General features: G+C 71.8%; 17 protein-coding genes and 1 pseudogene. 3 read left to right on the forward strand and 15 right to left on the reverse strand.

Going from position 1 to position 17,344, the window contains the following annotated elements; translation table 11 throughout:
* The 10 genes from cysD to QC385_RS13440 form a co-directional block, all read right to left on the reverse strand.
* Window positions 1-936, reverse strand: a complete 936-nt coding sequence (cysD, locus tag QC385_RS13400) for a sulfate adenylyltransferase subunit CysD (protein ID WP_279541517.1) — start codon at window positions 934-936, stop codon at window positions 1-3.
* Entirely contained in the window at window positions 933-1,469 is a 537-nt protein-coding gene (gene cysC, locus QC385_RS13405; protein WP_436801031.1) for an adenylyl-sulfate kinase, read from the reverse strand. The genes cysD and cysC overlap by 4 nt, the downstream gene beginning before the upstream one ends.
* 65 nt (window positions 1,470-1,534) lie before the next feature.
* Window positions 1,535-2,245: a phosphoadenylyl-sulfate reductase gene (locus QC385_RS13410; RefSeq protein ID WP_279541519.1), complete on the reverse strand. Its 711-nt coding sequence runs from the start codon at window positions 2,243-2,245 to the stop codon at window positions 1,535-1,537.
* Window positions 2,242-2,421 carry a hypothetical protein gene (locus QC385_RS13415; protein WP_150483728.1) on the reverse strand — a complete coding sequence of 60 codons (180 nt, stop codon included), beginning with the start codon at window positions 2,419-2,421 and terminating at the stop codon, window positions 2,242-2,244. Before QC385_RS13415 ends, QC385_RS13410 begins: the two co-directional genes overlap by 4 nt.
* On the reverse strand, window positions 2,418-4,115 hold the full coding sequence (locus QC385_RS13420; RefSeq protein ID WP_279541520.1) for a nitrite/sulfite reductase: 1,698 nt from the start codon (window positions 4,113-4,115) through the stop codon (window positions 2,418-2,420). The genes QC385_RS13415 and QC385_RS13420 overlap by 4 nt, the downstream gene beginning before the upstream one ends.
* 129 nt (window positions 4,116-4,244) lie before the next feature.
* Entirely contained in the window at window positions 4,245-4,328 is an 84-nt protein-coding gene (locus QC385_RS43995) for a putative leader peptide (RefSeq protein WP_310887545.1), read from the reverse strand.
* 126 nt (window positions 4,329-4,454) lie between these two features.
* The gene (locus QC385_RS13425; RefSeq protein WP_279541521.1) at window positions 4,455-5,027 is read right to left on the reverse strand and encodes a GNAT family N-acetyltransferase; all 573 of its coding nucleotides are present in this window, start codon (window positions 5,025-5,027) and stop codon (window positions 4,455-4,457) included.
* A gap of 22 nt (window positions 5,028-5,049) precedes the next feature.
* Entirely contained in the window at window positions 5,050-6,378 is a 1,329-nt protein-coding gene (locus tag QC385_RS13430; RefSeq protein WP_279541522.1) for a hypothetical protein, read from the reverse strand.
* 173 nt (window positions 6,379-6,551) lie between these two features.
* Window positions 6,552-7,829 (reverse strand): GAF domain-containing protein, encoded by a 1,278-nt coding sequence (locus QC385_RS13435; RefSeq protein WP_279541523.1) that lies wholly within the window; start codon window positions 7,827-7,829, stop codon window positions 6,552-6,554.
* A gap of 247 nt (window positions 7,830-8,076) precedes the next feature.
* Complete coding sequence (locus tag QC385_RS13440; protein WP_279541524.1) at window positions 8,077-9,711, reverse strand: acyl-CoA dehydrogenase family protein; 1,635 nt, start codon at window positions 9,709-9,711, stop codon at window positions 8,077-8,079.
* A 109-nt stretch (window positions 9,712-9,820) separates the two neighbouring features.
* On the opposite strand from QC385_RS13440, the gene QC385_RS13445 reads away from it, so the two are divergent.
* Entirely contained in the window at window positions 9,821-10,978 is a 1,158-nt protein-coding gene (locus QC385_RS13445; protein ID WP_279541525.1) for a YihY/virulence factor BrkB family protein, read from the forward strand.
* 253 nt (window positions 10,979-11,231) lie between these two features.
* On the opposite strand, the gene QC385_RS13450 is transcribed toward QC385_RS13445, so the two are convergent.
* Entirely contained in the window at window positions 11,232-12,077 is an 846-nt protein-coding gene (locus QC385_RS13450; protein WP_279541526.1) for an NmrA family transcriptional regulator, read from the reverse strand.
* An 81-nt stretch (window positions 12,078-12,158) separates the two neighbouring features.
* Between QC385_RS13450 and QC385_RS13455 the strand changes: the two genes are divergently transcribed.
* Window positions 12,159-13,130, forward strand: coding sequence for an AraC family transcriptional regulator (locus QC385_RS13455; protein ID WP_279541527.1), 972 nt, complete (start codon window positions 12,159-12,161; stop codon window positions 13,128-13,130).
* A 108-nt stretch (window positions 13,131-13,238) separates the two neighbouring features.
* Entirely contained in the window at window positions 13,239-13,928 is a 690-nt protein-coding gene (locus QC385_RS13460) for a helix-turn-helix domain-containing protein (protein WP_279541528.1), read from the forward strand.
* Between the two features lie 179 nt (window positions 13,929-14,107).
* On the opposite strand, the pseudogene QC385_RS13465 reads toward QC385_RS13460, so the two are convergent.
* The 4 genes and pseudogenes from QC385_RS13465 to QC385_RS13480 form a co-directional block, all read right to left on the reverse strand.
* Window positions 14,108-14,353, reverse strand: a pseudogene (locus tag QC385_RS13465) (transposase); the annotation flags it as partial.
* Between the two features lie 267 nt (window positions 14,354-14,620).
* On the reverse strand, window positions 14,621-15,166 hold the full coding sequence (locus tag QC385_RS13470; RefSeq protein WP_279541529.1) for a GNAT family N-acetyltransferase: 546 nt from the start codon (window positions 15,164-15,166) through the stop codon (window positions 14,621-14,623).
* 277 nt (window positions 15,167-15,443) lie between these two features.
* On the reverse strand, window positions 15,444-16,268 hold the full coding sequence (locus QC385_RS13475; protein WP_279541530.1) for an ABC transporter permease: 825 nt from the start codon (window positions 16,266-16,268) through the stop codon (window positions 15,444-15,446).
* Window positions 16,265-17,185, reverse strand: coding sequence for an ATP-binding cassette domain-containing protein (locus QC385_RS13480; RefSeq protein WP_279541531.1), 921 nt, complete (start codon window positions 17,183-17,185; stop codon window positions 16,265-16,267). The genes QC385_RS13475 and QC385_RS13480 overlap by 4 nt, the downstream gene beginning before the upstream one ends.
* Window positions 17,186-17,344 lie beyond the last annotated feature (159 nt).

A 17,344-nucleotide genomic window follows, 5' to 3' on the forward strand; every position in this document is an offset into this window, starting at 1 on the left:
CTAGAAGTACCCCTCGCGCTTGCGGTCTTCCATCGCGGCCTCGGACATCTTGTCGTCGGCGCGGGTGGCGCCGCGCTCGGTCAGCCGGGACGCGGCGATCTCCACGATCACCTTCTCGATCGTGTCGGCCTCGGAGTCGACGGCGCCGGTGCACGACATGTCACCGACCGTGCGGTAGCGCACCAGGCGCTTCTCCACGGTCTCGCCGTCCTTCGGCCCGCCCCAGTCACCGGCCGTCAGCCACATGCCGGCGCGCTGGAACACCTCACGCTCGTGCGCGTAGTAGATCTCCGGCAGCTCGATGCCCTCGCGGGCGATGTACTGCCACACGTCCAGCTCGGTCCAGTTGGACAGCGGGAAGACGCGGACGTGCTCGCCCGGGGCGTGCCGGCCGTTGTAGAGGTTCCACAGCTCCGGGCGCTGCCGGCGCGGGTCCCACTGCGAGAACTCGTCCCGCAGGGAGAACACCCGCTCCTTGGCCCGGGCCTTCTCCTCGTCCCGGCGGCCGCCGCCGAAGACGGCGTCGAAACGCTCCTGCTGGATCTTCTCCGTCAGCGGCACCGTCTGGAGCGGGTTGCGGGTGCCGTCCGGGCGCTCCTTGAGCACACCCCGGTCGATGTAGTCCTGCACCGAGGCGACGTGCAGCCGCAGTCCGTGCCGGGCCACCGTGCGGTCCCGGTAGTCGAGGACCTCGGGGAAATTGTGCCCGGTGTCCACATGCAGCAGCGAGAACGGCACCGGCGCCGGCCGGAAGGCCTTCAGCGCCAGATGCAGCATGACGATCGAGTCCTTGCCGCCGGAGAAGAGAATCACCGGCCGCTCGAACTCACCCGCCACCTCACGGAAGATGTGCACCGCCTCGGACTCGAGAGCGTCGAGGTGGGAGAGCGCGTACGGGCTGTCGGTCTCCTCGGAAACCGTGGCGGCGGTCGTCATGCCAGTCCCCTTTCGCTCAGCAGGGCGTACACGGACGCCGCGGACTCCTGCACGGTCTGGTTCTGCGACTCGATGCGCAGATCGGGCGACTCGGGTGCCTCGTACGGGTCGTCGACCCCGGTGAGCCCCGTGAGCTCGCCCGCGGCCTGCTTGGCGTACAGGCCCTTCACGTCCCGCTCGCTGCACACCTCGACCGGGGTCGCCACGTGGATCTCCACGTACGCGGTGCCGTTCGCCTGGTGCCGCTTGCGCACCGCCTCGCGGCTGTCCTGGTACGGCGCGATCACCGGGACGAGAGCGAGCACGCCGTTGCGGGCGAGCAGTTCGGCGACGAAGCCGATGCGCTGCACGTTGGTGTGCCGGTCCTCGCGGCTGAAGCCGAGGCCCGCCGAGAGGAACTCGCGGATCTCGTCACCGTCGAGCAGCTCGACGCGGTGGCCCTCGGCGCGGAGCCGGCCGGCCAGCTCGTGGGCGATGGTGGTCTTGCCGGCACTCGGCAGACCCGTGAGCCAGACGGTGGCTCCGGTCGTCACGTCGGTCTCCTGAATCGTCTGAGTCTGTGTCGTCTGAGGCTGGGTGGCCTGGGTCTGAGGCGCCGTCATCCGTGCAGCCCGCACTCGGTCTTGCTGCGGCCGGCCCAGCGGCCGGCGCGCGCGTCCTCGCCCTGAAGGACGCGGCGGGTGCAGGGGGCGCAACCGACGGAGGCGTAGCCGTCCATCAGCAGCGGGTTCGTCAGGACGCCGTGCTCGGTGACGTACGCGTCCACGTCGTCCTGGGTCCAGCGGGCGATCGGGGAGATCTTGACCTTCTGGCGCTTGTCGTCCCAGCCGACGACCGGCGTGTTCGCCCGGGTCGGGGACTCGTCGCGGCGCAGACCGGTCGCCCAGGCCTGGTAGTCCTTCAGGCCTCGCTCCAGAGGCTCCACCTTGCGCATGGCGCAGCACAGGTCGGGGTTGCGGTCGTGCAGCTTCGGGCCGAACTCCGCGTCCTGCTCGGCGACCGTCTGGCGCGGCGTGAGCGTGATGACGTTGACGTCCATCACGGCGTCGACCGCGTCACGGGTGCCGATGGTCTCCTCGAAGTGGTAGCCGGTGTCGAGGAAGACGACGTCGACGCCGGGCATCGCGCGGGAGGCCAGGTGGGCGACGACCGCGTCCTCCATGGAGGACGTCACGCAGAAGCGCTTGCCGAACGTCTCGGCCGCCCACTGGAGGATCTCCAGCGCGGAGGCGTCCTCCAGGTCGCGGCCCGCCTGCTCGGCGAGGGCCTTGAGCTCCTCGGCCGTGCGCTGTTCCTGAACCGTGGTCATATCTTCGCCCCTCCGGTGTCGGATCGCTTCAGTCCCTGGGCCAGCAGCCCGAGGAACTTCAGCTGAAAGGCTCGGTTGCACGCCGCGCATTCCCACGCGCCGTGGCCCTCCTCGTGCGGACGCAGGTCCTCGTCACCGCAGTAGGGGCAGTAGAAGGGGGCCGCACGTTCGCTCACGACAGGGCCTCCTCGCTGGCCCGGGCCGCCCACGTGGCGAACCGCTCGCCGTCCTCGCGCTCCGCCTGGAACCGCTTCAGGACGCGCTCGACGTAGTCGGGCAGCTCTTCGGAGGTGACCTTCAGGCCGCGTACCTTGCGGCCGAAGCCCGCCTCCAGGCCGAGCGCGCCGCCCAGGTGCACCTGGTAGCCCTCGACCTGCTCGCCCTTGTCGTTGACGACCAGCTGGCCCTTGAGACCGATGTCCGCCACCTGGATACGTGCGCAGGCGTTCGGGCAGCCGTTGAGGTTGATGGTGATCGGCTCTTCGAAGTCCGGCAGACGGCGCTCCAGCTCGTCGATGAGCTGCGAGCCGCGCTGCTTGGTCTCGACGATGGCCAGCTTGCAGAACTCGATGCCGGTGCAGGCCATGGTGCCGCGCCGGAACGAGGACGGCCGGGCGGTCAGGTCGAGCGCCTCCAGGCCCTCGACGAGCGACTCGACCTTGTCCTCCTCGACATCGAGGACGATCATCTTCTGCTCGACGGTGGTGCGCACCCGGCCCGAGCCGTGGGCCTCCGCGAGGTCGGCGATCTTCGTGAGCGTCGCGCCGTCGACGCGTCCCACGCGCGGGGCGAAGCCGACGTAGAAGCGGCCGTCCTTCTGCCGGTGCACGCCGATGTGGTCGCGCCACTGCTGGACCGGCTGCTCGGGAGCGGGGCCGTCGACCAGCTTGCGCCCCAGGTACTCGTCCTCCAGGACCTGGCGGAACTTCTCCGCGCCCCAGTCGGCGACGAGGAACTTCAGGCGGGCCCGGGTGCGCAGCCGCCGGTAACCGTAGTCACGGAAGATCGAGATGACGCCCTCGTAGACGTCCGGGACCTCGTCACCGGGCACCCAGGCGCCCAGCCGCACGCCCAGCTTGGGGTTGGTGGACAGGCCGCCGCCGACCCACACGTCGAAGCCCGGGCCGTGCTCGGGGTGCACGACGCCGACGAACGCGACGTCGTTGATCTCGTGCACGACGTCCAGCACCGGCGAGCCGGAGATGGCCGTCTTGAACTTCCGGGGGAGGTTCGAGTACGCCTTGTTGTTCAGCACCCGGCGCTTCATCTCCTCCAGCGCCGGAGTGCCGTCGATGATCTCGTCCTCGGCGATGCCGGCGACGGGCGAGCCGATCATCACGCGCGGGGTGTCGCCGCAGGCGGTGACCGTGGACAGGCCGACGCCCTCCAGCCGGTTCCAGATCTCGGGCACGTCCTCGATCCGGATCCAGTGGTACTGCACGTTCTGCCGGTCGGTGATGTCGGCGGTGCCGCGGGCGAACTCCTGCGAGATCTCGCCGATGACCCTCAGCTGCCGGGTGGTCAGCGCCCCGCCGTCGATGCGGACGCGCAGCATGAAGTACTCGTCGTCCAGCTCCTCCGGCTCCAGGACCGCCGTCTTGCCGCCGTCGATCCCGGGACGGCGCTGGGTGTAGAGGCCCCACCAGCGCATCCGGCCGCGCAGGTCGTTCGGGTCGATCGAGTCGAAGCCCCGCTTGGAGTAGATCGTCTCAATGCGTGTCCGCACGTTGAGACCGTCGTCGTCCTTCTTGAACTGCTCGTTGCCGTTGAGCGGGGTGTGGTGCCCCGCGGCCCACTGACCCTCACCGCGGTGACGGCTCACCTTGCGGCGGGGAGTCGCGGCGGCAGGGTTCTGCGGGGTGGCGGCCATGGTTGATACGTCCTTCGGGACAGGCGGGAAACCGGCTCTGACCTGCGCGTGCGGGCGCGCATGGGCATAGGGCGCGTCGTTGCGCGGGGAGGAGACGAGAAAGGGATGTCGGGCGTCGCGTGAGTGCTCTCAGCGCGCCGGACAGATGGCGCTGGACATGCGGCCGAGGTCGACGTGGCGTCGACTCACCAAGGCGATCCCAGTTCCAGGCATGACGGAAGCGTGTCACGGCGATCTGGACAGAGTCCAGCTTCGTCCAAGATTCGGACACTCCTGTCTCGGTATGCAAGACGTGCGTGTCCTTGGTCACATCGGGCCGTCCCGAGGTGTCCGGCCAGGTCAGACGGGGAACGCCCCAGGCCACGGTCCCGGAGCGGTGGCCTCCGGTTCCTCCTCGACCTTGGTGTCGAACAGCTTGAAGCCGCGGCGCTCGTAGTTGGCCATCGCGTGCTCGCCGTCCTTGCTGCACGTGTGCAGCCAGACCCGCTTCGTCGGCGTCAGTCCCGCCCAGCGGTCCGCGAGGTCCCAGGCGCGGGCCACGCCGTACGACAGCAGGTGCCCGCCGATGCGCCGGCCGCGGAAAGCGGGGAGCAGGCCGAAGTAGGCGATCTCCACGACCGCGTCGTCCTGGGCCTCCAGCTCCACGTACCCCGCGGGTGTGCCACGGTCGTACGCCACCCACGTCTCCACGCCGGGCCGCTCCAGGTGTTCCAGCCACCGCTCGTACGACCAGCTCAGCCGGTCCGTCCAGTGGATGTCGCCGCCGACCGAGGCGTACAGGAACCGGCTGAACTCGGGCGAGGGCACCTCGGAGCGGACGACCCGGACGTCCCCGTCCGGTGCGGCGGCCGGCAGCAGGTCGGTCGGGGCGGTCTGCTCCAGGGACCAGGTGGTCACGGCGAGGGTGGTCATGAGGGCCAGAAAATCATCTGACCTACCCATCTGTCGATCGGCCCAGTGCCCGGTCGGCCGACGCCAGCGGCAGCGCGAACAGCATCCGCCCCGACTGCGACCACAGCTCGCCGGTCTCCTCCCAGTACGACAGCGAACCCGACCGGCCGCTCCAGCAGTGGCGCGTCTCGTCCGTCGCGCACTCCGTCGCCCGGGCGCCGTCGGTGTCCTGGCGCCACAGCGTCCCGTGCCCGCCGGGCGTGCCCGCCGCACGGTCCAGGTACCAGCCCGTGCGGTACGACAGCACGCCCCGCACGTCGGTCGTCTTCGACTCGTACGCCTCGACCGGGTCCGCGAGCCCCGAGGAGTTGGTGGCGAGCAGGCCGGACCGGGCCGGGTCCCGGCTCAGCGCGTAGCGCCACAGCCGGGTGCGCCGGTCGCCGTCCGCCGGCACCCACTCGCTCGCCACCAGGCTGTCGGGGGAGGTGCTGCGGTCGAGGGAGACGGCGGCCGGGTGCGGCACGTCGTCCCCGCCGGGCAGGGTGTACGAGGCGACCGCGGGCAGCACGTAGCGGTTGCCGTACGCCGACCAGCCGCCCCGCACCCGGCCGACCGCACCGGAGTCGACGGTGGCGCGCTGGATGCGGTCCAGGTCGTACACGTACAGCGCGTCCCGGTCGCCCTCCCGGGTCGTCACCAGCAGCTTGTCCTGGTACCAGACCATGCCGGACAGCGGGGAGACCAGCCCCCGGTAGTCCCGCCCGCCGTCCACCGGGACGGCCAGCAGTGCCCAGGTGTAGCGGAGCCGGTCCGGGGCGTTCGCGTCCACGAAGGCGACCTTGGCCAGGCCCTGCTCGGGGGCCGGGCCGTCCATGGAGCCGCCCTCGGTGCCGCCGCGGGTCCAGCCGGAGAGGATCACACGGTTGCCGCCCCAGCGGCCGTCGTCGTCCGCGTCGCCCGAGGTGGTGACCGCGCCGGGCCGCCAGCCCCGGGTGTCGGCGCCGCCGAAGCAGTACGCGCGCGTGGCCGCCGGTTCGACCGGCAGGGTTCGCTTCTCGGCCGCCGGGCAGTCGCCCGCGTTCCGCAGCGTGCCCTCGGCGCTGTCCAGCACCGTGCCCACACCCACCGGCCGGCCCATCTTCGAGGCGAGCCGGTCGAGCCACCGCCCGGGCACCCGCTGCTCGGCCAGCGGCAGCCGGCCGGCCTCGGCGGTCACGGAGAGGGGCTTCAGAGCCCCGGGCGCGTCGGCGACCGTGGCCTGCGAGGCGCTGATCAGGGTGGCGGCGGCGGTGAGTGCGAGAGCCGTCCCGGCCAGGGCCCCACGCAGTGCCCTGCCCCGCCTGCGCCGCCGGTGTCTGCCGCGTTGCTTCATAACGTCCTCCCGAGGCAGGCCAACTGCGCCTTGTGGTCCGTACGTTGACGGAGGAGCAGGTGGGGTGGCCCGTAGAGGATGCTACGGCAGGTGGGCGGGGTGAGGGACGAAGACCCTGCAAATATGCGCAAGATGCACCCCTGGGGACGGCCGGACGGCACGTTCCGTGAACCTCAGGGGGCCGGTGCGCGGGTGTGTAGCCGCCTCACCGCCGGTGCCGTCGAGTGCGGCAGCACGTCGTGCGGGTCGTCCGGGAGGAGCACCTCGACCTCGGCGTCCTCGGCGAAGCGGTACGGCCGGTGTTCCAGGAACGCGCCGAGGTAACGCCGTACCCGCGACATCTCGGCGCGTACCGTCACCGTGCGGGCCGGGTCGCCGAACACGTCGCCGGCCAGGTCCGAAGCGCTGCGGCCGGTGCGGTGGACGGCGAGGAGGTACAGCAACTCGGCATGCCGGGGACTCAGTTCGCGCGTCCAGGAACCCGCACCGCCGGAGACCGCCACCGTCCATCCGCGGGCCTGTCTCAGGTCCAGCACGATGCGGACCGCCCCGCGCGGCACCGGCTCGTCGGCGGCCGCCCGCAGCAGCCAGCCCCCGGCCAGCGGCTCCACCGAGCACAGCCCGAGCGCCGGCACCCACCTCGGGCCCGTCGACAGGGACTTGGGCAGGGCCACGCGCCGCGTGTACGGCATCCCGCTGACCGCGGCGGTCCAGCCGTCCCGGTCGACGACCAGGGCACGCCCGCCGAGCCGGGCCAGCACCGGCGCCGCCACCGCGCGCAGCCGCTCCAGCGACTCCAGGTGCCGCTCCCGCAGCCGGGCCTCGGCGAGTTTGGCCACCGAGTCGACCCAGGCGAGCGTGGCCGGATGCATCGTCTCCAGCGGACCGCTCACGTCCACCACGCCGAGCAGCCGGCCGTCCCGCGGATCCGTCAGCGGAGCGCCGGCACAGGTCCAGACGGCCTGGGAGCGCACGAAGTGCTCGGAGGCGAAGACCTGCACGGGCCGGCGCACCACCGCCGGGGTGCCCAGACCGTTCGTGCCGACGACGTCCTCACGCCAGTCCGCGCCGAGCTCGAAGCCGAGCCCGTCGGCCTTGCGCAGCACCGGCGCGCTGCCCTCCCGCCACAGCACCCGGCCCTCCTCGTCGGCGACGACCATGATGTGGTGGGCCACGTCCGCGAACCCCAGCAGACCCTCCCGCAACACCGGCAGCACATGGCGCAGCACCGACCTCTCACGCCGCCGCTGCACCTCCTCGCGGGACAGCAGATCCGCCCGGAAGTCGTGGTCGGGATCGACACCGCTGCGCAGCATGCGCTCCCAGGACTGCTCGATCACCCGGCGCGGCGGCACGGGCGCGGGCTGCCCGGACAGCCGGGCGGAACGGACCTCGCTGAGCACCCGGGCCGCACGCGAGGTGTCCACGGCGGCGAGCTGCGTGACGTCCATAGGCGTGGGCCCCCCGGAGTCTTCTCTGACTGTCCGTCTCATAGTGCCGTCCGCCCCGGAGCGGACGCGTACAGTCCGCACACAGTCAGCAGCAAGTTGCAACCCCTTGCAACCCTGGTGGACAGCCCGGGCCGTGTCCGAAACTTGAGCGGCGCCGTCCCGAGCGGCGTTCAGTGGCTCGAACGGGCCAGTGCGGCGGGGGTGGTGCCGTGTCGGCGCAGCACCACCTCCGCTTCGGGTGCCCGGCTCATGCCACCGGCCGGGCCCGCTCCACCACCGACGCCAGGTCGAGACTGGGCGGCAGCGTCCCGAACGCCGCGCCCCCGTCGCCGCCCAGCCGCGCCGCGCAGAACGCGTCGGCGACCTGCGGTGGCGCGAAGCGGACCAGCAGCGACCCCTGGAGCACCAGCGCCAGCCGCTCCGCCAGCCGCCGTGCCCGACCCTCCACGCCCTCCAGATCGGCGAGTTCGGTCAGCAGGTTCTTGATGGCCGCGTCGAGCCGGTGATCGGCGCCGCGCGCCTGTCCGACCTCCCGCAGATACGCGTCGAACGCCCCCGGCTCCCGCTGCAACGCCCGCAGCACGTCGAGGGCCTGGACGTTGCCCGCGCCCTCCCAGATCGAGTTGAGCGGCGACTCGCGCACCAGCCGGGGCAGCCCGGACTCCTCGACGTAGCCGTTGCCGCCCAGGCACTCGGCCGCCTCCACCGCCACCGGCGGGCACCGCTTGGTCACCCAGTACTTGGCCGCCGGCACCGCGATCCGCAGCAGCGCCCGCTCCTGCTCGCCGCCGTCGTCGCAGGCCGCCGCGAGCCGCAGCGCCAGCGTCGTCGCCGCCTCCGACTCGACGGCGAGATCCGCGAGGACGTTGCGCATCAGCGGCTTGTCGGCGAGCTTCCCGCCGAACACCTCCCGGTACGTGCAGTGGTGCACCGCCTGCGCCACCGCCTGCCGCATCAGCCCCGCCGAGCCCAGCACACAGTCCAGCCGGGTCGCCGCCACCATCTCGATGATGGTGCGCACCCCGCGCCCCTCCTCGCCGACCCGGCGGGCCCATGTCCCGTCGAACTCGACCTCGGCCGAGGCGTTCGACCGGTTGCCGAGCTTGTCCTTGAGCCGCTGGAGCAGGAACACGTTGCGCGTGCCGTCCGCCAGCACCCGCGGCACCAGGAAGCAGGTGAGCCCGCCCGGCGCCTGCGCCAGCACCAGGAAACCGTCGGACATCGGCGCCGAGCAGAACCACTTGTGCCCGGTCAGTTCGTACGTCCCGTCCTCCGCGAGCGGCCGAGCCGACGTCGTGTTGGCCCGTACGTCGCTGCCGCCCTGCTTCTCCGTCATGCCCATCCCGAACAACGCCCCGGCCTTGAGGTGCGCGGGCCTGAGCTCACGGTCGTAGACCATGGACGTCAGCCGCGGCTCCCACTCGGCGGCCAGCTCCGGGTCCGTGCGCAGGGCGGGCACCGCCGCGTGCGTCATCGACAGCGGGCAGCCGTTGCCGGCCTCGACCTGCGTCCACACCAGGAAGGCGGCGGCCCGCCGCAGATGCCCGGCCGGCCGGTCCCAGGCCGCGGTCAGCCCCGCCGAGACGCCCTTGCCGAGCAGCCGGTGCCAGGACGGGTGGAACTCGACCTCGTCGATCCGGTGGCCGTACCGGTCGTGGGTGCGCAGCCGGGGCGGGTTCTCGTTGGCCTGCGCCCCCCACTCCTGCACCTGGGCCGAGCCGGAGGTCCGCCCGAGCGCCGACAGCTCGCCGAGCACCTCGTCGCGCAGGCCGGGATCGAGGTGCCGTTCGACCGCCGCCGTGAGGGCCCGGTCGGCCGAGAAGACGTCGTACCCGACCAGCGGCGGGACCTGGTTGTTCACGGAGTGGGTGCTGCCAGCCATGCTGCGAACGTACCCCGGGGCGGCCCCTTGGTCACCAAGGGGCGGGGCCCGGGCGCCGGAGCCCCACCTGTGCGTGAGTACGGTCAGGCACGACGGATACCGTTAGGGGGTGCAGCCAGCAAGTGAAACCCCCGACACACCCTCCGGGCGCCTCCACCGGGCGCGTGCTCTCTACCGGAACGTATCCAAGCGCAGGACCGCCTGGCTGTTGCTCAAGGACACCGTCAACTCCTGCATCGAGTACCGCATCCTGGGCCTCGCCGCTGAGGCGGCGTTCTTCACGCTGCTGTCGGTGCCGCCGCTGCTGCTGAGCATGATCGGACTGCTCGGCTACGTCGACGCCTGGACCGGTGCCGACACCATCGAGAGCCTCCAGGCCAACATCCTGGAGGCCGCCCGCACGGTGCTGTCCGACCGGGGCGTGCGGCAGATCGCCGAGCCGATCCTGCACGACGTGATGAAGGGCGGCCGGCCCGACGTCATCTCCATCGGCTTCCTGTTCGCCCTGTGGTCCGGCTCCCGCGCCGTGAACGTCTTCATCGACACCATCACCGTCATGTACGGCCTCGACGGCGTCCGGGGCATCGTGAAGACCCGCCTGATGGCCTTCGCGCTGTTCATCGTCGCCCTGCTGATCGGTTCCATCGCGCTGCCGCTGATGGTGGCCGGGCCGGACGCGGTGGTGCGGATCGTGCCGTGGTCGACGACGGTCGTGCAGATCCTCTACTGGCCGGTCGTCATCCTCCTGTCCATCGCCTTCCTGACCACGCTCTACCACGTGTCCGTCCCCGTCCGCTCCCCGTGGATCGAGGACGTGCCCGGCGCGCTCGTCGCCCTCGGCATGTGGGTCCTCGGCAGCTTCCTGCTCCGGATCTACCTGACCAGCACGGTCGAGGGCCCGACGATCTACGGCTCCCTGGCGGCGCCCGTCGCCGTGCTGCTGTGGATCGGTGTGGCCGCGTTCGCCGTGCTCGTCGGGGCCGCGGTCAACGCCGCCATCGACCGGGTCTGGCCGGCCGCCGCGACGGCCGCGGCCCGCGAGGCCAACGAGCGGCTGCGGCAGGCGCAGGTCGCCGAGTACGTGGCCCGCGCCGCCGCCGCGGGGGAGTCCGACCCCGACATGCCCTCCGAGTTCCCGGAACGCTGGTCCCGCTTCCTGCCCCCGGAGGACGTCACGGCCCGGCTGCGCACGCACGTGAAGAGCACCCACACCAAGGGCCCCGTCGACCAGTCCGACGCGGAACCACCACCGCCCGCGGACAAGTGACGGGCCGGCGCACCACGGCACCCACCGCCGCCACAATGGGCCCGCACCGGCCCGGCTTTCCCGCGCCGGCCCCGCTCCCTCGTGCCCGGAGGGTCCCGCGCGTCCGCCGCGTCCGCGCGTCCCCGCCGCGTCCGCGGGCCCTCCGGGCGGGCCCGCGGGCTGTGGCCCGCCGCATCGCCGCCGGTGCCGGTGCCGGTCCGGCCGTGGTCTGCCCACGGCGCGCACCGCCCGCTCGGCAGGCGGACCGCTGTCGTCAGCCCTTCCACGTTCCCGCCGCCGTCTCCTCCCGTACGAAGTCCGTGAAGTCCCTGGGCGCGCGGCCCAGGACCTCCCGTACGCCGTGTGAGAGGTGTGCGTTGCGGCCGTCCAGGAGGGTGTCGAAGATTTCGCTCAGGGCCGTGACCTCCCGCGGTGGTACGCCGAAGCCGAGAAGCCTCTTGCCGTAGTCCTGTGTCGACACGGCCCGGTAGGTGAGCGGGCGGTCCGTCGCCCGGGAGATTTCCGCCACCGCCTCACCGAACGTCAGCAGGCGCGGGCCGGAGAGGGTGATCGTCCGGGCCACGTACCGGTCGCCGGACGTCAGCGCGGTCACCGTCACGTCCGCGATGTCCCGTACGTCGAGGAACGGCTCGCGCACCTCGCCGGCCGGGAACACCAGCTCCCCGTGCTCCCGCAGCTCCGCCACCAGCGGCCCCTCGCTGAAGTTCTGCGCGAACCACGCGGCCCGCAGGACCGTCCAGTCCGCCCCCGACGCGTGCAGCGCCTCCTCCGTGGGCAGGGCCTGATCCTCGCCGCGCGCGGACAGCAGCACCAGCCGCCGCACCCCGAGCCCGACCGCCTCCCGCGCGAGCTCCCCGACCGCCTCGGCGGCCCCCGGCGCGCCGACGTCCGAGGGGCATACGAGGTAGGCCGCGTCGGCGCCGCGCAGGGCGTCCCCCCAGGTCGAGCGGTCCCACCAGTCGAAGCCGGTCGCCCGCGACGCCGCCCGTACCGTGAGCCCGGCGGCCTGCGCCGCCCGTGCCACCCGGCTCCCCGTACGGCCCGAGGCGCCCGTCACCACTACCGTCATGTCCTGCGAGTCCCGTGTCGTGTTCGTCATGCCGTCGAGTCAACTGCCGTACACCGCACGGAACCATCGCTGAACGGCTCATTCCCATACGACCGCGTCTACGCTGACCCCATGGACGCGCCCTCACGCTCGAACACGCTCACGCGGGGGGACCCCCTTGCAGGGTTGCTGGAGGGCCCGCGTGCCAGGGGCGCGTTCATGATCAGGGCGTGCTTCGACCCGCCGTGGGCGGTACGCGTGGAGGACCGGGCGCCGCTCACCGTGATGCTCGTCGCGCGCGGCGAGGCCTGGGTCCTGCCCGACCGGGGCGAGCCGACCCGGCTGCGGGCCGGGGACCTGGCCATCGCCCGCGGCCCTGACCCGTACACCTGCGCAGACGCCCCCGGCACGGCTCCGCAGGCGCTGATCCTGCCCGGCCAGGAGTGCCGCCACCCCGACGGACGCCCCCTCAACGGCTCCATGGACCTGGGCGTGCGCACCTGGGGCGGTCGGCTCGACGGTGCCACGGTGATGCTGATCGGCACCTACCCGACGCAGGGCGAGATCAGCGGCCGGCTGCTGGACGCGCTGCCGCCGCTGCTCGCCCTCACGTCCGACGTGTGGGACCGCCCGCTCACGCCGTACGTCTCCGAGGAGATCGTGCGGGACGAGCCCGGCCAGGAGGTGGTCCTGGACCGGCTGCTGGACCTGCTGGTCATCGCCGCGCTGCGCGCCTGGTTCGCCCGCCCGGAGGCGGAGGCGCCCGCCTGGTACCGGGCCCTCGCCGACCCGGTCGTCGGCGGTGTTCTGCGCCTGCTCAAGGACGATCCCGCCCACCCGTGGACCGTCGCCGCGCTCGCCGCCAAGGTGGGTGTGTCCCGCGCCGCACTCGCCCGCCGCTTCACCGCCCTGGTCGGCGAGCCCCCGATGACGTACCTCACCGGCTGGCGCCTCGCCCTCGCCGCCGACCGCCTGCGCGACTCCGAGGACACGCTCGACGCGGTGGCCCGCCGGGTGGGCTACGGCAGCGCGTTCGCCTTGTCGACGGCGTTCAAGCGGGTGTACGGGGTGAGCCCGGTGGAGTACCGGGGGCGGATGGCGTAGGGCGAGTGGTGCGGGGCGGGGGGCGCCGCGGTGCCCTGGTCGGCGGCGGTGGCAGGCCCGATCCGGGACGCTCGCGGCAGCCTCGCCGCGCGGCGTAGCCTGGCTCACGTGTACGTGGAGCGGGCGTCACGGCTGGCCGGAGCGGTCGTGTGGAGCAATGTCCCGGAGCGGGACGGGGCGGCGCGGGTGCTGCCCGACGGGTGCATGGATCTGCTGTGGCACGAGGGGCGGCTGCTGGTCGCCGGGCCCGACACCCACGCCCATGTCACGGACGGCGAGGACAGTGCCTGGGCCGGCGTCCGCTTCTATCCGGGCACGGCCCCGGCCCTGCTGGGCGTGCCGGCGCACGAGTTGCGCGACCGCCGCGTCGAGCTCGCGGATCTGTGGCCGGCCGCGGAGGTACGGCGACTGGCGGCACGGGTGAACGCGGCCCCCGACCCGGCGAGCGGACTGGAGGACCTCGCCCTGCGGCAGGCGGCCGGCGCCGATCCGCCGGATCCGCTGCTGCGGCACGTCGTGACCGCACTCGACGCGGGCCGCCCGGTCGCCGCGATCGCCGACGAACTCGGCCTCGGAGCACGCCAGTTGCACCGCCGTTCGCTGTCCGCGTTCGGTTACGGAGCCAAGACCCTGGCCCGGATCCTGCGGCTGCGCCGCGCCCTCGCGCTGGCCCGGGCCGGTCTCCCCTTCGCGGACACGGCCGCCCGGACCGGATACGCCGACCAGGCCCATCTTGCCCGGGACGTCAGGGAGCTGGCAGGGCTCCCACTGGGGGAGCTACTCGCCCGCCGCGGCTAGGTCGAAACTGACGGACGTCATTGACAGGTGGGTCTCCCGTCCCCAGGAGACCCGCATGACTGAACGCGAGCTCGCAAGACGCGCCCGACACCGGCTCGCAGTGCTGCGCCACGCCGAGGAAGTGAGCGGCAACGTCGCCGCGACGTGCCGCTACTAGGCATCAGCCGTCAGTGCTTCTACAGGCGCGGCCAGACACCGGCCTCGGTCCAGTCCTGCAATCGGCGCCAGGCCGTCACACCGGAGCAACCCACGACGGTGCTCGGTACGTCACGCCAGGCCACGCCCTTGCGCAGGACGTAGATGATGCCGGCCAGTGCGACCCGGTCCGGCACGGAGAGACGCCCGGGGTGGCGATGTCGTCGCGCGGGTCGTGCCGGCAGCAGCGGGACTATCCGGTCCCACAGCTCGTCGGGGGCAAGGTTCATGGTCACGATGCTGAAGACTGCCAGAGAATCCGGTTGAGCCCTCCGGGCCAGCTCGACATACTCCCCGCATGACCAGCACCGGGACCAAAGCCGCCGAGCAGGGATGGGACGGTCCCTGGTATCGCGTCCGAACAGATCGGTTCCAGGCGTCATTCTTGCCCAGTGCGGGCCAGCCCCTGGACGCCGCCCGCCAAGGTCAGCTGATACGGGCACTCACCCGACGGTCCGTTGACCCTCGCGGGCAGCGGGCCGTCCCGCACCGGCTTTTCACAACGACACAGGCTCCCTATCCGTTGCCAGACGCGCATGGAGTTCCACGTCGAAGCGCACACCGTCGTACTCGAGCTTCTGTCGCTGCTGTCCTTCCACCGCGAAGCCGGCAGCGCGAGCCACACCGCATGAGGCGGGATTGTTCACCCGGTGCCCAAGCTCCAGCCGGAAGAGTTCGGCATCGTCGAAAGCCCAGCGGGCCACAGCACAGCAGGCACGGGAAGCTATGCCCTGGCCACGAGCCGTTGCAGTCGTCCAGTAGGACACCCATCCAACGGCATGACGCCGATCCACCGAGCCGACACATACGTGGCCGAGAACGAGACCACCACCATCGACGACGGCGAAGGAATAGGCAGAATCCGCAACCCATTGGTCATCACGAGCCGCTACCCACCGCTCAGCAGCCTGCACAGAATCAACTGGCTCGATGGACTGTCCACGCATGAGCGGATCCGCGAACGCGGTCATCACCGCCAAGGCATCCTCGGTCGTCCATCTCCGCAACACCAGGCCAGAGGAAGCATCTACACGGTCACGCACGACTTGAGTCTCCCTCAGCAGACATCGCCTGTCACGTCCGTTTCGCAGTGGCCTGATCAGGGAGCTGGGCGACGGTCAGGAACGTGAGCCAGCTTCCGCCACAGCCGACGCCGTCATTTCTCATCGACATCCAGGCGACGAGAGATCACCGACCGCCGCCCGAACCCGTCCACATCTGCTGTTCCCAGAGATGCACGAAGCCAGCGCATCCTTCGCGCCTTGGCATGTAGGAGACCGTCGGCCTGCTGCACTCACATGTCGCGGTCTGGAGGCACACTCACACGTCGCGGCGCCTCACGACGAGAACGGCGAGTGCGACCGTGATCAGCGGCCAGAGCGTGTACACGATCCAGGAGCCGGGGACCGTGGCGGTGTAACCCAGGGATCCGGGATCCGGCCCCCAGGTTTGGACCAGGCGCTTCCAGGCGGCCGACACCATCGCGTGGTTGATGTCTGCCGACCAGCGGTTGCTCTCCGAGAACATGGTGGGCAGCATCAGCAGGGTGAAGACGCTGGCGACCATGGTCCCGGCGGCATGCCGGAGCAGAACGCCGAGGCCCAGACCGACCAGGGCGCAGACCGGAGCCAGCAACGCGGATGCCACCAGCGCCCGGAACACCCCTGGGTGGGTGATTGGAACGCCGGCGTGGCGCCCGTCCAGGATGGCCTGGGAGACCAGGAAGGAACCAGTGGAGGCGGCAGTGCCGACCGCGGTCCACAACGCGGCGGTGACGGCCGCCTTGGCCAGCACGACCGAGCCGCGGGCCGGGACTGCCACGGTGGTGGTGCGGATCAGCCCGCTGCTGTACTCGCTCACGACGGTGAGGGCACCCATGCTGCTGGCGACGAGCATCAGCGTCCAATAGCCGGCCGCAGGGTAGGCGTCGAAGGGCAGGAAATCAGCGGGGCCGGAGCCCACGGCCTTGTCCGCCAGCGTGGCCACGGCCGCGGACCCGACGACGAACAGGACGGTGAGTCCGATCGTCCACGGGGTGGAGCGCAAGGACCGCGTCTTGATCCACTCGGAGGCGAGCAGGTCACGGAAGCGGGCGGGCGGCACAGCGACGGGGGCGGTCCGGGGGACGGAGGCGAGTGCGGTCATCGGGGCTGTCCTGCCAGGTAGTCGACGCTGTCGGCGGTCAGTTCCATAAAGGCCGCCTCCAGCGAGGCGGTACGGGTGGTCAGCTCGTCCAGCCGGACACCGTTCTCGAAGGCGAGCGCCCCGATCCGGTCCGCCGGGAGCCCGGTCACGACGAGCTTCTCGGCGCCCGCCGAGCCCTCCGGCTCGACCGAGGCGCCCGCCGCCGTCAGCACCGCTGCCAGCTCGGCGGCCTGTGGTGTCCCCACCACAACACTGCTACGGGTGCTACGGGCCGCGAAGTCCCGTAGCGGCTCGGCGGCGATGAGGCGGCCCCGGCCGATGACGACCAGTTCGTCGGCGGTGTTCTCCATCTCCGACATCAGGTGGCTGGAGAGGAAGACCGTGCGCCCCTCGGAGGCCAGACGCCGGAAGAGCCGGCGTACCCAGAGCACGCCCTCCGGGTCCATGCCGTTGATCGGTTCGTCGAACATGAGCACAGGCGGGTCGCCGAGCAGAGCGGTGGCGATCCCCAGCCGCTGCTTCATACCGAGGGAGAATCCGCCAATGCGGCGGTTCGCCACCTCGGCCAGCCCCACCTCCTGAAGGACCTCGTCCACCCGGCGCCGCGGGATGCCGTTGCTGCGGGCCAGAGCGGACAGGTGGGCCGCGGCGCTGAGGCCGCCATGGACCTGGCCGGCGTCGAGGAGGGCGCCGACATGCCGCAGTCCGCGCGGGTGGCGGTGGAAGGGGACGCCGCTGACTGTGGCGGCGCCGGTAGTGGGCGCGTCCAAGCCGAGGATCATCCGCAGGGTGGTGGACTTGCCGGCTCCGTTGGGGCCGAGGAATCCGGTGACCTGGCCCGGCCGCACTGTGAAGGACAGATGGTCGACGGCCGTCTTGCTGCCGTAGCGCTTGGTGAGTTCGCTGACTTCGATCACGGCACCCACACTGCCGACAGAACCCCCGTCCAGACATGGGGCCGTGGGCGACAATCATGCGGCCGGGGTTGGCCCGTGGGCGTACGTCCCCGGGCCGATGCCGAGCCGGCGGTGGCCGGTTAGTCTCGCGGCGTGAACCCCATGACGACCACTTCGCTG

Origin of the sequence: Streptomyces sp. DH10, from assembly GCF_029813805.1 — a bacterium.
GTDB lineage: Bacteria > Actinomycetota > Actinomycetes > Streptomycetales > Streptomycetaceae > Streptomyces > Streptomyces coeruleofuscus.

Bases quoted from the DNA above. Each gene is read 5' to 3' on its own strand.
- QC385_RS13440 (WP_279541524.1), bottom strand. From the start codon at position 9,711: ATGGCTGGCAGCACCCACTCCGTGAACAACCAGGTCCCGCCGCTGGTC.
- QC385_RS13425 (WP_279541521.1), bottom strand. From the start codon at position 5,027: ATGACCACCCTCGCCGTGACCACCTGGTCCCTGGAGCAGACCGCCCCG.
- QC385_RS13430 (WP_279541522.1), bottom strand. From the start codon at position 6,378: ATGAAGCAACGCGGCAGACACCGGCGGCGCAGGCGGGGCAGGGCACTG.
- QC385_RS13475 (WP_279541530.1), bottom strand. From the start codon at position 16,268: ATGACCGCACTCGCCTCCGTCCCCCGGACCGCCCCCGTCGCTGTGCCG.
- QC385_RS13435 (WP_279541523.1), bottom strand. From the start codon at position 7,829: ATGGACGTCACGCAGCTCGCCGCCGTGGACACCTCGCGTGCGGCCCGG.
- QC385_RS13455 (WP_279541527.1), top strand. From the start codon at position 12,159: ATGGACGCGCCCTCACGCTCGAACACGCTCACGCGGGGGGACCCCCTT.
- QC385_RS43995 (WP_310887545.1), bottom strand. From the start codon at position 4,328: ATGCCTGGAACTGGGATCGCCTTGGTGAGTCGACGCCACGTCGACCTC.
- QC385_RS13410 (WP_279541519.1), bottom strand. From the start codon at position 2,245: ATGACCACGGTTCAGGAACAGCGCACGGCCGAGGAGCTCAAGGCCCTC.
- QC385_RS13450 (WP_279541526.1), bottom strand. From the start codon at position 12,077: ATGACGAACACGACACGGGACTCGCAGGACATGACGGTAGTGGTGACG.
- QC385_RS13420 (WP_279541520.1), bottom strand. From the start codon at position 4,115: ATGGCCGCCACCCCGCAGAACCCTGCCGCCGCGACTCCCCGCCGCAAG.
- cysD (WP_279541517.1), bottom strand. From the start codon at position 936: ATGACGACCGCCGCCACGGTTTCCGAGGAGACCGACAGCCCGTACGCG.